The following is a 14,510-nucleotide window of genomic DNA, read 5'->3' on the forward strand; positions in this document are numbered from 1 at the left end:
CGTCTTGCTCATGGTGTCTCCGGTTCGGAGCGACAGTGTCGCTCATGAGTCGGTTACACAAAAATTCGTACACCCTCGGTTTCGAGACAGCCAAGGGTCGCGTTAGCGGCCCTTTTTATTGAGCAAGATATGACGCGCGTTCAAGAGAGGGCTCTGTGGGCGGTAGTGCTAACGGCCTTTGGCGCCCAGAAGGTGGAGCAGATGATCAGCGCTCACCTGAGTCTGATGCAGCGTAACGGTCAGTTCGACGAGCAGCTGGGCTTGGTGAGTGCTGAGGGCATGGCGGAGTTGGCGGGGATTCTGTTGGCCAATATTGAGACAGGTGAGCGACCACTGCTGGGTTCACATCGCACGATGAATCGACGCACTTTCGTGTGTTGAGACAGGCAAAGAGCCAACTGGCAATCCTCATCCTGGCCGACCTCCCGATTGACCTTGACCCTCCGGGGTTGCGTAGGCTGAGGGCTCAGCTTGATCTGAGTGTTTGAGCGCCAGGAGAGCTCTACTGGCCTCCAGCCAGACTGACACCATCAAGCTTGCGGTGAACCAGCGACACCAGTGAGAAGATGTCTAGCGCGTCCTGTTCAGACATGGGCCAATTGGTTTTTGTCGCATGGGCTAGAGGGTTACGAACTGCCCCGAACAAACCAATCAGCAGGTTGGCAAAGCCTCTTTGCTCGCTTTTCTCGGATTCGGTGTTCAGCGGCCCTAGTGCCAATACGGGGGACTGACCAGTGAAGGCCTTATTGACCAGGTCAGCGCCATCACCGCCCAATCCAGAAAGATCGCGGATCCTTTGTGCGACCCCCTTGGTCGCCTCAAATACGGCGTGAAAATAGTTCTCATCCAGTAGCTCAGAGCGGCAGTATTTATAGACTTCCTCGTGTACAGATCGGTTTTCCAAGGCCGATTTGAGTTTGCCTGCGCGGGCGAGAGCGGCGTCTAGGGTCGCTGCCCGATTAGCATGGCCAACCTTGCCGTCGTCGCGTACATAAAAGCCTGAAAACGCCAGAACCACATTGAGTTCGTTGCGTCTCCAGATGAAGGACTCACGGTCTCTGGCATAGCTCACTGGGTTCATCGCTGCGTTGATGAACTGAATGAGGTGATTGCCGACCTGGTGCTTGTTTTGGGCGGCGGCGAGCGCGTTGTAGAGGCGTTTCCATTTGGTATTGCCGGGGTCTACATCCTCAACCCGGATCTCTTGTAGTAGCCAGCCGATCTGGGATCCGCTAAGGCCTCGTGCAGTATCGGCCAGTACGCGGGAGACAGCCTCAAGGTCTTGAGGGCTGAAGGGTAGTATCCGATTACTCAAGGCCGGTCTCCGTTAGGCTATTCATGCGCTTTGCTTGCGAGATGAGGTCAAGCAGAGGTCGCAAGGGCAGGCTCTTGGCTTTGTGCTGACGTCTGTTTGCGAATGGTTCGGATAACCATGGCCGTCCCGCGCATCTCAACATCGAACAGCTCCGAGGTGCGTATGAGATCGCCCAGTTTCTGATAGCCATAGTTCACCACAGAGAACGAACTGTTGTTGTGGATGTAGTCCGATGCCCTGCTGAGAAGCGACCAGCCATCATCCCCGGCTGTTTGGTCTGCCGCGTTTCGAAGCAAGCGCACTAGGGATGTGTCGCAACGCAGCTCATTTCGAGACTTTTTCCGGGGTTGTTCGTCCTGAGAAACCTTGTCGTCGTCTGCGGCCCGTACAAGATTCTCCACGTAGATGAACGACGTGCATGCATGCACAAAGGCAGAAGGAGTCTTCTTCTCGCCAAAGCCATACACCGGGAAGCCACTTTCTTGAAGGCGTAGAGCCAGTGGAGTGAAGTCGCTGTCGCTGGTCATCAGGGCAAAAGCGTCGATGTTCTTGCTGTACAGCAGATCCATCGCATCGATGATCATGGCTGCGTCAGTTGCGTTCTTGCCCTTGGTGTAGGCGAACTGCTGCATCGGGCGGATAGCGAATGGATGGAGCCGCTCAACCCAGCCAGAGAGACCGTCGCTCTTCCAGTCACCATGAGCATGTCGTACGTTGACCATGCCGTATTTGGCGAGCTCTTCCAGCACGCCTTCAATGGCACTGTGACTGACGTTGTCGCAATCGATCAACAAAGCAATTCGTTTCTGGTGCATCAAGTGTCGTCCTTGTAAGACTGCGTTTGCTTGAACGTTGCAACCATGCGCAGGGGCTATGCAAGCGCTGTAATTATATTGGTGATTCTGAGAGGTGCTTGCCCCAGAGCGACTCTCCAGCCTGTTATTATGTGCATGTTCAACTTGAGCGGTTAACATAATTTCATTACCACCATCTGTCCCTGAACGTAAACGCTATAGTTTCTTGCCATTAAGCAACCACCCAGTCAATATGTCGATTTCCTGAATGATCAGACGATTCTTTCCAGGGAGATTGAACTTAGGCAAAAGCGTTTCGGGATCACGGGTGGAGCCAGGAGTGTACCCTAGTAGACCAGCATATTTTGCGGCTTCGCCTCCCAATGAATCATAAAACCGGTCAAATACCTCTTCTTCACCATTGCGAGATAGCACTTTAAACTGCGATTTGCAGAATGCGCATACTTGCACATAAAAAGGAATGAACAGAGGGCCTGCGGAATACTTAGCCTTTTCAAGTGCCTGCTTGAAATGTTTTAGTGCGCTTTCACTGGCGCCGGTTAGCATGAATCTACTAGCCAATGACCAGTCTTCAATCCACGCTGGAGTGTTTGTTAAGTTGGATAGCCATTCTTTTTCAAAAAACTTCAGATAATCCTTTTTGTATAGAACTGCAAGCCCGTCAGGTATGGCGGTGTCGCAGGACAAAAATGCCCCTATTGATCTAAGGTTTGTCAAGAATTCATGGTACGCTCCAAACGCATCATCCAATAATTTCTCATCGACTACGTCGTCATGCAGTATCTGATCAATGCAGTCGCTGATTGGAGTGGCGCTGTCTAGGGTTTTAATCTTTGGGTATTGGGGTTGAGTGCTGGGGTCAAAATCGCCTATCTCGGTGGCATGCATATACAGGTTGTGGGACACAAAGGCACAAAAAGCTTTGTTGGCAAACCCATGCCCCTCAGCCTCCGCAGGCAAAAGACACGCAAGCGGCTTGATAAATGGATAAATAACTTCCCATTTTATTTTGCCTTCCTTGCTCATTCGCTCAAATACCTGCTTTGACTGCGTACTGACCGGCTTTGACGAGAAATCTAATCCCCATAGCTCGCTGTCAGTCAGGTTGCAGTTAACGGATTGCTTACGAAGAGCGTGAAACTGGTGAAGTTTGTACGGTGTCACCCCAGTTTCCTTACAGAATTTCTCGACAAACTCACGCAGAGGCCATCTGCTCGTTTCTGTACTCTTACCGAGGACTCCCCTTGGCTCCACATCGGAGATAGCTCTGACCAGGTCGATCATTGTGCCTGCAAGAAAACCTTGGTAGGCATCAATGCAGTCTTCAGATGTTGCCGAGTACTCCCTTATGAACTCTCTGTAGTGTAGCAACGCTGAAGTGTAGAGTTTCGCTGCAAGATCGGAAACTTTCGAGGCTCCGTATTTCTCATGGACGAGAATCTCGATATAGCCTGTTAACTCCCTGAGTTCTTCGTATGAGGAGTAATCCTCTTTGGCCAGATAGGACACATAGGACTGAATGGTCTTGCTCTTTTTTACTTCCTGCTTTGATTCCGGTGCGATCTGAGTCGTGACGGACACAAGCTCGTCGAGAGACCCATAAGTGCCGTTCTCTCTCTTAATTGCCTCGAAAGCAGATCTCAATGCTTCCCGCCTGGCCTTTTCACTGGCAGGTACATGAAACTCGACACTCTTCCCGTCGCTGCTCCAAAGGCCTAGGCAGTCACATAGCACCTTGTTGAAATGACCGAGTGTTGGGAACTGAAAGGCTGTAGATAACATTTTGGCTCTCGCTCTATCGATTTCTCGTCACTTTAAAGTGAGGCCACAAGTTTTCTAGGTATCAAAATGTCGATGGCACTGTCGTGTAGTTCAGAATGCCAAAATGTGGCTTCAGCGCTTTGCGGTTGGTAACTGTATGGCAACGTTGCTCCCTCCCGATGAAACCGTCCTGCCCAAGGCGATACTGGGCCATACTGAGTTCTTTAACCGTGAGATCAAAGCCATGGCTACATCAGAGAGCTGGCGAGTTGTCTGCCAAGACCCAGGAGATGGTAGCGGAGACGTCATCGTTGAGCTTCCTCCGGCGCTACTGGAGAAGCTTGGCTGGGCTGTGGGAGATGATCTGGTCATTGAGGGCGACAAGGAAGGAATCTCTTTAAAACTCAAGCCTCGATCCGCCGATGCCGCATCCTAGAGGCTGATGTGGCGTTGGCGCCTGTCTTTCAGAAATTCAGCATCTCGATGGCAATTCTGCTGCCGCCCATAGATGAGGCCTGCTCCACATTTCTGATACTCTCGCCCCATCCTTCGGCAGGGACGCGGACGAGGTCATGAGCCTCAGCTACCTGCCATTTCGCATTGCAAGGTAGTACGCCCGATGGCAATCAAGAAATCCGAACTCTATTCCTCCCTCTGGAAATCCTGCGACGAGCTGCGTGGCGGGATGGATGCCTCGCAGTACAAGGACTATGTCCTGGTGCTGCTCTTCGTGAAGTACGTTTCGGACAAGTACGCAGGCGACCCCAACTCGCTGATCGAGGTGCCGGAAGGCGGCAGCTTTGCCGATATGGTGGCGCTCAAGGGCGACAAGGAGATCGGCGACAAGATCAACCAGATCATTGCCCGCCTGGCCGAGGCCAATAACCTCACCGGCGTCATCGACGTGGCCGACTTCAACGACCAGGAGAAGCTCGGCAAGGGCAAGGAGATGGTCGACCGCCTGTCCAACCTGGTCAGCATCTTCAACTCGCCGGGGCTGGATTTCCGCAGCAACCGCGCCCAGGGCGACGACATCCTTGGGGATGCCTACGAATACCTGATGCGCCACTTCGCCACCGAGTCCGGCAAGAGCAAGGGCCAGTTCTACACCCCTGCTGAAGTGTCGCGGATCATGGCCCAGGTTATCGGCCTGGCCGGTGCCACCGACAGCAAGCAGAGCATTTACGACCCGACCTGCGGCTCGGGTTCGCTGCTGCTCAAGGCCCACGACGAAGCCAAGAGCGTCACCGGCCTGGATCTGGCCATCTACGGCCAGGAAATGGACAACGCCACCAGCGCTTTGGCCAAGATGAACATGATTCTGCACGACTGCCCCACGGCGGAAATCTGGAAGGACAACACCCTTTCCGCCCCGCATTTCAAAGACTCGATGGGCAACCTCAAGCTGTTCGACTTTATCGTCGCCAACCCGCCGTTCTCAACCAAGGCCTGGAGCAATGGCTTCAACCCGGCAGAGGATGAGTACAGCCGCTTTAGCTACGGCATCCCACCGGACAAGAACGGTGACTACGCCTTCCTCCTGCACATGCTCACTTCACTGAAGAGCACCGGCAAAGCAGCGGTGATTCTGCCCCACGGTGTTTTGTTCCGTGGTGGTGCTGAAGGTTTGATCCGCAAGCGCATCCTCCAGCAGGGCTATATCAAAGGCATCATCGGCCTGCCCGCCAACCTGTTCTATGGCACCGGCATTCCTGCCTGCATCATCGTGCTGGACAAGGAAGGCAGTGCTGGTCGCAAGGGCCTGTTCCTGATCGACGCCAGCAAGGGTTTTATCAAGGACGGCAACAAGAACCGTCTGCGTGAGCAGGACATCCACAAGATCGTCGATACCTTCACCCAGCAGATTGAGGTGGAGAAATTCGCTCGACTGGTGCCAATGGCTGAGATCGAAGCCAACGACTTCAACCTGAATATCCCGCGCTATATCGACACCAGCGAAGCAGAGGATCTTCAGGACATCGAGGCCCACCTGCATGGCGGCATTCCCGAGCGGGATATCGAGGCCCTGCATCCCTACTGGCAGGTCATGCCTAACCTGCGCGGCGCACTGTTCGAGCCCCTGCGTCCCGGCTATCTCAGCCTCAAAGTCGCCATCAGCGAGATCAAGCCAACCATCTTCGGTCACGCCGAGTTCGACGCTTTTCGCCAGACGGTGGCGGGCCTGTTCGAGGCCTGGCGCGCCGATCACCGCCCGAACCTCGCCGGCATCGCCATTGGCGACCAGCCCAAGGCACTACTCAAAGAGTTGGCAGAAGACCTGCTGCATCGCTTCGAGGCCGCGCCGCTGCTGGATGCCTACGACGTCTACCAACACCTCCAGGACTACTGGTACGCCACTTTGCAGGATGATGTGTACCAACTGGTGATCGATGGCTGGCAGCCGCTGATCGCCAGCGGCCCAGCCAAGGGCGAGCCCAATACCGATCTGCTGCCGCCCGAATTGATAGTACGCCGCTATTACGCCGCCGAGGCTGCCGCCATCACTGAGCTGGAAGCGAAGCGCGACGTCATCAGCCGCGAGCTGGAAGAGCTGGACGAGGAGCAGGGCGGAGAAGACGGCCCATTGGTTGAAGGCAAAACCGATAAGGGCAAACTCACCTCCGCCAGCGTCAAGGCTCGCCTCAAGGCGATCAAACACGACCTCGACGCCGACGAAGAGCGCCAAGCGCTGGAACACTGCCTGGCGCTCATCGAGCGTGAAGCCGAAGCCAGCAAAAAGGTCAAAACCGCGCAGAAAATGCTGGATGCCAAGGTGCAGGCCCACTACGCCCAGATCAGCGAAGCCGAGCTGAAAACCCTGGTGGTCGACGACAAATGGCTGGTCACCCTGCAAACCGATGTACAGACCGAACTAGATCGCGTCTCGCAGGCACTCACCGGGCGTATCCGCCAGTTGGCCGAGCGCTATGCCACACCGCTGCCGGCTCTGAATGCCGAGGTGGAAGCACTAGCGGCCAAGGTCAATGCGCATCTGACCAAGATGGGGTTTGCGGTATGAGTGCCGAGGTAAAACCGGGGTATAAACAGACTGAGTTGGGAGTGATCCCGGAGGACTGGGATGTCAGGCCGCTCGGGCAATTGGTTCATGCCGTCGAGTATGGCTCCTCAGCCAAATCCTCTTCTTCGGGAAAAATTCCTGTGCTCAGAATGGGGAATCTACAAGAAGGTAAAATAGACTGGAGTGATCTCGTTTTCACTGATAACGAAAGCGAGATCGCGAAATACCTTCTTAATCCAGGGGATGTCCTGTTCAACAGGACAAACACCATTGACCTCGTCGGGAAAGCCGCTATTTACAAAGGCACCCGACCAAGCATATTTGCTGGCTATCTAATCAGGATAAAAGAAAAAAAAGACCAGATTGACTCCCGCTATCTTAACTACTTCCTTAACTCTAAATTCGCCAAAAATTATGGTCTGAAAGTCCTTAGTGTCGCTGTTGGGCAGGCGAATATTAATGGACAAAAACTCAAGACATACCCAGTTGCACTGCCACCTACAGTTGATGAACAAATCTCTATCGCCACAGCAGTATCAGAGATGGAGGAGTTTATCAGCAGCCTAGAGCAAATGATCGCCAAAAAGCGTGACATCCAGCAAGCCGTTATGCAACAACTCCTCACCGGCCAACGCCGCCTGCCAGGGTTTAGTGGGGAGTGGGAGGTAAAACGGTTAGGTGACGTTGTAGAGATAAAGAAAGGGCAGTTGATTACAGAAAAGCTAGCATCACCAGGAGATATTCCAGTTGTTGCAGGCGGAAAGAAGCCAGCATATTTCCACAGCGCAGCAAACCGCAGTGGAAAAAACATCACGATTAGCGCGTCAGGAGCAAGTGCTGGCTACGTCGCTTTTTTTGAGACACCTATATTCGCATCCGATTGCTCCACGATTGGAGAGTCGGACAAATACGAAATCCTCTTTGTTTATTATTTTTTAAAATCTCGCCAAGAAGATATTTATAAGGCCCAAACTGGTGGAGCACAACCTCACATTCACCCGGCTGACATATATCCGCTAGTGGTCACCTGGCCCGACAAGGCAGAGCAGACTGCCATCGCCACCATACTCTCCGACATGGATAGTGAACGAGCCATGCTCGAAGCCCGTCGCGACAAAGCAAAGCAACTCAAGGTGGGTATGATGCAGCAACTTTTGTCAGGCAGTTTGAGAATAATATAGAGAGGAAGGTAAGTTGAAAGTAAAGCTATACGGATTCGAAGTTGAGTCTAGTTCTTCAAGCATAACCATAGACGCCCTGATGGCAAGCATGGAGAAAAAGTCCGGACTGCCAGACAACTCCAGAAATATCGAAAGAAGGATATTTATCGACTGTAGTTCACATGCCGAATACCACTCAGGACTTGTTGTTACCGTGAAGGATCAAAAGCGGTTTTGCCGTTTAGAGGGAAGCGGCGGACAGATAAAAATCGCCGTGGAGAACTTAAAGGGAGACGACAAGCTTATGGAGTTTAATTTTTTTGTATTGAACAAAAAGAACGGAATAGGCTTATATCAGCACTATCATAACTCATGTGGCCTCAACATATTTGGCGCGTATCTAAGCTCTGAGTTTACGAATCTACGGCAGTCCTTAATTGATGATGAAACAGAGGCACTAGAGCTCGCTAATGGATCCATAAGTGAGTCACAGAAAAAAGAAATTCGGAGAAAGTTTAAATCAAAGCTTATATTCTCACAGCTCGTCAGAAAAGAATCACTAGAGAAGATCCTGGGTGAATATAAGAAGCTAAAGGCTTTTGAGTACGAATTCTCCGCAATAGACTCCAAGGTGCGTGAAGGTATACCTCTCTCTAACTACGCAAAAAAAATACGAGAGAAATTGACCTTTGCCAGCGGCTGGGGAGTCCCGATTCTATCTTCTGCTATTTCAGAAGCAATTGATAAAATCAAGCCGAGCACTGGAAGAATATACGCAACAAACCAAGAGGGCGACGATGTCTCCATAAGGGTTTTCAATATTCCCGATAACTTTGGCGAGGAAGATTTCGACGACGTAGCTTTAAAGCTCAACAACCTTAATCTGCAAACTTTCTCATCACATCAAGTATCGCTTGACTTAATAGCTGTCTGTAAGTCAAAAGATTACAGGCATATTTTTGAGGCCAATGTCAAATGAAAAAGACTGCACTCTGGCTGCTGCTTTTTGCGCTATTGATTGCAGCTGCCGGATATATAGTCAGCTTACTCATTTTTTGCGATCCGCTCACTACAAAATCACTTACTTGTCACCCGCTAAAAAGCTTTCCCGAATATTACGCCGACAATATTAGAGGCCATCTATTTGCTGGCTTCTTGGCGCTCGGAGGCTTTCTGCTCTCGCTAAAAACCTTCATTATCGTAACAATGAAGGAAAATGTTTATGACAATCCTAAATATATTGAAAAATGGCAGTCGGCAAATAAAGAAAACCCAAGCCTTAAGCTCTACTTGCCACTAAAGCAATTAAGTGACTTCCTGTATTATGCAATTATTGCATCTATCTCCACAGCTGTATTTCAGTTGACTATTGGCCTGTATGAGCATTGGATTACTGCACTAATCTCTACAGCCTCATCAATATACGCCACATTGCTTTTGTCATGGTGTCTGCTGCTAATAAAACGAAATCTTGATACTTGGTTTGAGTATCTGGACACCTAATAAAATGGTCGTTCTTATTTTTAATTTGACGCAGGAAGTAATATGAGCCTAGTCGGCCAGATTGAGAAAAGAACCCAGCTGCGCGTTGGTATGTTATTTCAGCAGAAGCTGGGCTATAAGCACCTCGGCGACTGGGCCGACCGCCCTAACAACGCCAATATCGAGGCGGAACTGCTGCGTGGCTGGCTGCTTGAGCAGGGCGCTGAAACTAATCTCGCCAGCCGGGCCATCTTCGAGCTGAACAGAGCTGCCAATGACGCCAGCAAGGGGCTTTATGACCGCAACAAGGCGGTCTATGAGCTGCTGCGCTACGGGGTGAAGATCAAGCCTGAGGTGGGTGAGAACACTCAGACGGTGTGGCTGATCGACTGGAAGCATCCTGAGCGCAACCACTTCGCGATTGCCGAGGAAGTCACCGTCAAAGGCGCTGATGCCAAGGCGCATACCAAGCGCCCAGATATCGTGCTCTATGTAAATGGTATTGCCCTTGGCGTACTGGAGCTGAAGCGTTCCAAGGTGGCAGTCAACGAGGGCATCCGGCAGAACCTGGATAACCAGAAGGCTGAATTTATCCAGCCGTTCTTCTCCACCATGCAGTACGTGATGGCTGGTAACGACACTCAAGGCATCCGTTACGGCACCATCCAGACTGGTGAGAAGTACTACCTCACCTGGAAAGAGGAAAACGCTGACAGCGCCGCTGCCGACAACCTGCTGGATCGGCATCTGCTTCAGCTGTGCAACAAGACGCGCTTTCTGGAGCTGATCCACGACTACATCGTGTTCGACAGTGGGGTGAAGAAGCTCTGCCGACACAACCAGTACTTTGGCATCCGCGAGGCGCAGCGCTACCTGCGTCGGCGCGAGGGCGGGATCATCTGGCACACCCAGGGCTCGGGTAAGTCCCTGACCATGGTCTGGCTGACCAAATGGATTCGGGAAAACATCCAGGACTCGCGGGTGCTGATCATCACCGACCGCACTGAGCTGGATGAACAGATCGAGAAGGTGTTTACCGGCGTCAATGAGCAGATCGTGCGCACCACCAGCGGTGCCGATCTGATCGACAAACTCAACCAGCCTTCACCCTGGCTGCTGTGCTCGCTGATCCACAAGTTCGGCACCCGCGAGGATGCCGATGTAGAAGACTTTGTGGATGAGCTGCGCAAGAGTCTGCCGCCAGACTTCCACGCCAAGGGCGACCTCTATGTGTTCGTCGACGAGTGCCACCGCACCCAGTCCGGTGAGCTACACAAGGCGATGAAGGCCATCCTGCCCAATGCCGTGTTTATCGGCTTCACCGGCACGCCGCTGCTAAAGGCCGACAAACAGAAGAGCATCGAGGTGTTTGGCCGCTATATCCACACCTACAAGTTCGACGAAGCGGTGTCCGATGGCGTGGTGCTCGATCTGCGCTATGAAGCCCGCGACATCGACCAGAACATCACCTCGCAACAGAAGATCGATCAGTGGTTCGAGGCCAAGACCAAGGGTCTGAACGACCTGGCCAAGGCCCAGCTCAAGCAGCGCTGGGGCACCATGCAGAAAGTGCTGTCGAGCCAGTCGCGGCTGGAGAAGATCGTCGCCGACATCCTCCTCGATATGGCCACCAAGCACCGCCTGGCCGATGGCCGGGGCAATGCGATGCTGGTCACCAGCAGCATCTTCGAGGCCTGCAAGTGCTATGAGCTGTTCTGCAAGGCCGGCATGGGCGATAAGTGCGCCATCGTCACCAGCTACAAGCCTTCGCCTGCTGACATCAAGGGTGAAGCCACTGGCGAAGGACTGACCGAGAAGCTGCGTCAGTACGCCATCTACAACCAGATGCTCGGCGACAAAGATCCGGAGACCTTCGAGAAAGAGGTCAAACAGCGCTTCATCAAAGAGCCGGGCCAGATGCGCCTGCTCATCGTGGTGGACAAGCTGCTGACCGGTTTCGACGCGCCTTCAGCGACCTACCTCTACATCGACAAGCAGATGCGCGACCACGGCTTGTTCCAAGCCATCTGCCGGGTCAACCGCCTGGACGGTGAAGACAAGCAGTACGGTTACATCATCGACTACAAGGACTTGTTCAAGCAGCTGGAAGGCGCCATCGGCGACTACACCAGCGGCGCACTGGATGGTTACGACAAGGCCGATGTGGCAGGCCTGCTGGAAGACCGGCTGAGCAAAGCTCAGGAAGACCTGGAGGAAGCCCGCGAGACAATCAAGGCCCTGTGCGAACCGGTGGAGAGGCCCAAGGACACGCCAGCCTATATTCGCTTCTTCTGCGGCACCGACTCAGGTAACGCCGAGGTGCTCAAAGCCAACGAACCGAAGCGCCTGAACCTGTACAAGATGACCTCAGCACTGATTCGCTGCTTCGGCAATCTGGCCAACGAGTTGGAAGAAGCCGGGTATAGCGCCAGGGAAATCAGCGAGATCAAGGATGAGGTTGATCACTTCACCAAGGTGCGCGACGAGGTGAAGCTGGCCAGTGGCGATTACATCGACCTGAAGGCCTATGAGCCGGACATGCGCTTTCTGATCGACACCTACATCCGCGCCGATGACAGCGAGAAGATCTCCGCCTTCGACGATATGTCGCTGATCGAGCTGATCGTCGAGCGTGGTGTCGATGCGGTGGACGCGCTGCCCAAGGGCATCCGCGAAAGCCAGGAAGCCGTGGCCGAGACCATCGAGAACAACGTGCGCAAGCTGATCATCGACGAGTCGCCGATCAACCCGAAGTACTACGAGACCATGTCTTCGCTTCTCGATGCGCTGATCGCCAAGCGCAAGGAAGACGCCATCAGCTATCAGGAGTATCTGGATGAGGTGGTGAAGCTGGCTCAGCAGGCTAAGAACCCCACCAGCTCGACCAACTATCCTGGCTCGATCAATAGCGCTGCCCGCAAAGCGCTTTATGACAACCTAGGACACAATGCAGGCTTGGCATTGGCTGTAGATGCCGCTGTGCTAGATAGCCGGCAGGACGACTGGCGTGGCAATGCCATGAAGATCAAGCGCGTGCGCCTGGCGATCAAGAATGTGCTGGATCAGTGGGGTAAAGACGCCGCTGAGGGCTTGGGCAACTATTCGGCAGGACAGGACAACGAACGGCTGGATGCCTTGCTGGAACTGGTCAAGCATCAGCATGAGTATTGAGTCCCGCAGCATCACGGTCAGCGGTTTGACCGTGGAGGTCGTGCGCAAACCGATCAAGAACCTGCACCTGGGCGTTTATCCGCCGCAGGGGCGCGTGCGGGTGGCTGCTCCGATGGCGGTCGACGATGAAGCGGTGCGCCTGGCTGTAGTGGGCAAGCTGGGTTGGATCAAACGCCAGCGAGCAAAGTTTCAGGCCCAGCCCCGGCAATCCCAGCGGCGCATGGTCAGCGGCGAAAGCCATTACTTCCTGGGGCAGCGGTATCGCCTGCGCGTGCACGAGAGTAGTGGCACAGCACTGCATATAGCGCTGCGCGGGAAGGCCTGCATGGATCTGTTCGTACGCCCGGAGACCACCGTCGAGCGACGCGAGCAGGTGCTTCAGGACTTCTATCGCGCCGAATTGAAACGCCTGGTGCCAGAGCTACTGGAAAAGTGGCAGCCGACGTTAGGTGTTGAAGTGCGCGCCTGGGGCATCAAGCGCATGAAGACCAAGTGGGGCACCTGCAACATCGAAGCCCGGCGCATCTGGCTTAACCTGGAGCTGGCCAAGCAGCCGGTGCAGTGCATGGAGTACATCCTGGTGCATGAACTGGCGCACCTGCATGAGCGGCATCACAACGAGCGTTTCACCGCCCTCCTCGACCTGCATTTGCCACAATGGCGAACACTGCGCGAGGAACTGAATAGTTCAGTGCTGACAGAGTTTTAAGGGCTGACACATCAACCCAGTGTGGTGAGTGGACGCCAGATCTTTTAGCGCCCAAACCAAGGTCTGGCGCTGAGCGGTTGATGGCTGTTGTCGCCCAGATCAATGATCATGAAGGCCGTGGCACTTTGCGTATTGGCCGAGTATCGGCGAAACCGGTGTGGGCGATGCGCCGGCAGATGCTGAGTCAGAGGTTTACGACAAGGTGGGATGAGGTGATCGGTGTTCGTGGCTACTCGATACATCCGCATGCGGTGCAAACGCGATATTCTTTTAAATATAGCCCCTGACTGCAAATTTCACAGTTAGAAAATGGACGGCTAACTTCTTCAGACTCAGCCCGAAATGAGCTTATGTACAAGTCAGATATCCCCATGTTGCAAATGTCATCGTAGCTATATTTGCTTTCACACTCAGCGCAGGAAAACGTCGCGTCTTCTGCCGCTCCTGATCGAGACGGTTGTACAAGGGGCGACGAGCAGCTAAGGCAACAAAACTCTAAGAATATTTTTTTGATAACATCATGGTGGAATACTAGAGAGCCTATGGCTAGGGTATTCTTTTCAATTTCGTATTCATATACTTCATAGGCATGCAGAAGGATCTGCCAAGCTTCGTCACCAAGTACGTCCCTAGCATCCAGCTTTAAATTATGCGACAAAAACCGACTGATTATTACGAAACAATCTGCTAACAGCTCAGCAATTTCATCTTCAGATAAAGGGCTAAAAAAGTGTTCTATTTCGTTGCGGTGTTTATTGATACGATCAAATGCATCCCATTCGACAGGAATTCCAAGAGATTTAAATCGACTTTTAATTCCAGCAACATCAATAGTTTTGTTACCAACCCCCTTCCAGATCACCGCACCCTGTGAATCTATAGTAGGAACGACATTTTGCTTGATCAAAGCCGCATTGGTTTCTTTCCCACTCAACAAAAATAACTTGTGTTTGAAGAGTAGCAGGATACCTGCGTAAATATTCCTAACGCTAGAAACTAATCGCTCATCAGATTGATAGTCATCTAGACCAATCTGAATCGAGCGAATGGCGTTATCTAGTAGACTCACTAAAAACTC

13 protein-coding genes are annotated in these 14,510 nt (G+C 52.8%); 9 read left to right on the forward strand and 4 right to left on the reverse strand.

The window, feature by feature from the left end; all coding sequences use genetic code 11:
• Positions 1–129 precede the first annotated feature (129 nt).
• Entirely contained in the window at positions 130–381 is a 252-nt protein-coding gene (locus tag EGJ86_RS18380; protein ID WP_125836097.1) for a hypothetical protein, read from the forward strand.
• Between the two features lie 121 nt (positions 382–502).
• Here EGJ86_RS18380 and EGJ86_RS18385 read toward each other — a convergent pair whose 3' ends face one another.
• From EGJ86_RS18385 to EGJ86_RS18395, 3 genes are all read right to left on the reverse strand, one after another.
• Positions 503–1,315 (reverse strand): TIGR02391 family protein, encoded by an 813-nt coding sequence (locus EGJ86_RS18385; RefSeq protein WP_125836098.1) that lies wholly within the window; start codon positions 1,313–1,315, stop codon positions 503–505.
• Positions 1,316–1,362: 47 nt separating this feature from the next.
• Positions 1,363–2,130 carry an NYN domain-containing protein gene (locus tag EGJ86_RS18390; RefSeq protein WP_125836099.1) on the reverse strand — a complete coding sequence of 256 codons (768 nt, stop codon included), beginning with the start codon at positions 2,128–2,130 and terminating at the stop codon, positions 1,363–1,365.
• A 195-nt stretch (positions 2,131–2,325) separates the two neighbouring features.
• Complete coding sequence (locus EGJ86_RS18395) at positions 2,326–3,912, reverse strand: hypothetical protein (protein WP_125836100.1); 1,587 nt, start codon at positions 3,910–3,912, stop codon at positions 2,326–2,328.
• Positions 3,913–4,048: 136 nt separating this feature from the next.
• Between EGJ86_RS18395 and EGJ86_RS18400 the strand changes: the two genes are divergently transcribed.
• The 8 genes from EGJ86_RS18400 (at position 4,049) to EGJ86_RS18435 (ending at position 13,719) form a co-directional block, all read left to right on the forward strand.
• On the forward strand, positions 4,049–4,327 hold the full coding sequence (locus tag EGJ86_RS18400; protein ID WP_372237975.1) for an AbrB/MazE/SpoVT family DNA-binding domain-containing protein: 279 nt from the start codon (positions 4,049–4,051) through the stop codon (positions 4,325–4,327).
• A 183-nt stretch (positions 4,328–4,510) separates the two neighbouring features.
• Positions 4,511–6,910, forward strand: coding sequence for a type I restriction-modification system subunit M (locus tag EGJ86_RS18405; RefSeq protein WP_125836101.1), 2,400 nt, complete (start codon positions 4,511–4,513; stop codon positions 6,908–6,910).
• Entirely contained in the window at positions 6,907–8,091 is a 1,185-nt protein-coding gene (locus EGJ86_RS18410; protein ID WP_125836102.1) for a restriction endonuclease subunit S, read from the forward strand. The genes EGJ86_RS18405 and EGJ86_RS18410 overlap by 4 nt, the downstream gene beginning before the upstream one ends.
• Before the next feature lie 13 nt (positions 8,092–8,104).
• Positions 8,105–9,049: a hypothetical protein gene (locus EGJ86_RS18415; protein WP_125836103.1), complete on the forward strand. Its 945-nt coding sequence runs from the start codon at positions 8,105–8,107 to the stop codon at positions 9,047–9,049.
• Positions 9,046–9,573 (forward strand): hypothetical protein, encoded by a 528-nt coding sequence (locus EGJ86_RS18420; RefSeq protein WP_125836104.1) that lies wholly within the window; start codon positions 9,046–9,048, stop codon positions 9,571–9,573. Before EGJ86_RS18415 ends, EGJ86_RS18420 begins: the two co-directional genes overlap by 4 nt.
• 42 nt (positions 9,574–9,615) lie before the next feature.
• Positions 9,616–12,723, forward strand: a complete 3,108-nt coding sequence (locus EGJ86_RS18425; RefSeq protein ID WP_125836105.1) for a type I restriction endonuclease subunit R — start codon at positions 9,616–9,618, stop codon at positions 12,721–12,723.
• The gene (locus EGJ86_RS18430) at positions 12,713–13,432 is read left to right on the forward strand and encodes a M48 family metallopeptidase (RefSeq protein ID WP_125836106.1); all 720 of its coding nucleotides are present in this window, start codon (positions 12,713–12,715) and stop codon (positions 13,430–13,432) included. The genes EGJ86_RS18425 and EGJ86_RS18430 overlap by 11 nt, the downstream gene beginning before the upstream one ends.
• An 80-nt stretch (positions 13,433–13,512) precedes the next feature.
• The gene (locus tag EGJ86_RS18435) at positions 13,513–13,719 is read left to right on the forward strand and encodes a DUF4113 domain-containing protein (protein ID WP_125836107.1); all 207 of its coding nucleotides are present in this window, start codon (positions 13,513–13,515) and stop codon (positions 13,717–13,719) included.
• Here the strand turns inward: EGJ86_RS18435 and EGJ86_RS18440 are convergent.
• Complete coding sequence (locus EGJ86_RS18440; protein WP_125836108.1) at positions 13,662–14,501, reverse strand: hypothetical protein; 840 nt, start codon at positions 14,499–14,501, stop codon at positions 13,662–13,664. The two genes, EGJ86_RS18435 and EGJ86_RS18440, sit on opposite strands and share 58 nt — an antisense overlap.
• Positions 14,502–14,510 lie beyond the last annotated feature (9 nt).

It is taken from the genome of Pseudomonas sp. o96-267, from assembly GCF_003935465.1.
In the GTDB taxonomy this organism is placed as follows: Bacteria; Pseudomonadota; Gammaproteobacteria; order Pseudomonadales; family Pseudomonadaceae; genus Aquipseudomonas; species Aquipseudomonas sediminis.

Excerpts from the sequence above, each read along its gene's own strand:
- EGJ86_RS18425 (WP_125836105.1), top strand. The coding sequence starts at position 9,616 with ATGAGCCTAGTCGGCCAGATTGAGAAAAGAACCCAGCTGCGCGTTGGT.
- EGJ86_RS18390 (WP_125836099.1), bottom strand. The coding sequence starts at position 2,130 with ATGCACCAGAAACGAATTGCTTTGTTGATCGATTGCGACAACGTCAGT.
- EGJ86_RS18420 (WP_125836104.1), top strand. The coding sequence starts at position 9,046 with ATGAAAAAGACTGCACTCTGGCTGCTGCTTTTTGCGCTATTGATTGCA.
- EGJ86_RS18395 (WP_125836100.1), bottom strand. The coding sequence starts at position 3,912 with ATGTTATCTACAGCCTTTCAGTTCCCAACACTCGGTCATTTCAACAAG.
- EGJ86_RS18405 (WP_125836101.1), top strand. The coding sequence starts at position 4,511 with ATGGCAATCAAGAAATCCGAACTCTATTCCTCCCTCTGGAAATCCTGC.
- EGJ86_RS18435 (WP_125836107.1), top strand. The coding sequence starts at position 13,513 with ATGGCTGTTGTCGCCCAGATCAATGATCATGAAGGCCGTGGCACTTTG.
- EGJ86_RS18400 (WP_372237975.1), top strand. The coding sequence starts at position 4,049 with ATGGCAACGTTGCTCCCTCCCGATGAAACCGTCCTGCCCAAGGCGATA.
- EGJ86_RS18380 (WP_125836097.1), top strand. The coding sequence starts at position 130 with ATGACGCGCGTTCAAGAGAGGGCTCTGTGGGCGGTAGTGCTAACGGCC.
- EGJ86_RS18410 (WP_125836102.1), top strand. The coding sequence starts at position 6,907 with ATGAGTGCCGAGGTAAAACCGGGGTATAAACAGACTGAGTTGGGAGTG.
- EGJ86_RS18430 (WP_125836106.1), top strand. The coding sequence starts at position 12,713 with ATGAGTATTGAGTCCCGCAGCATCACGGTCAGCGGTTTGACCGTGGAG.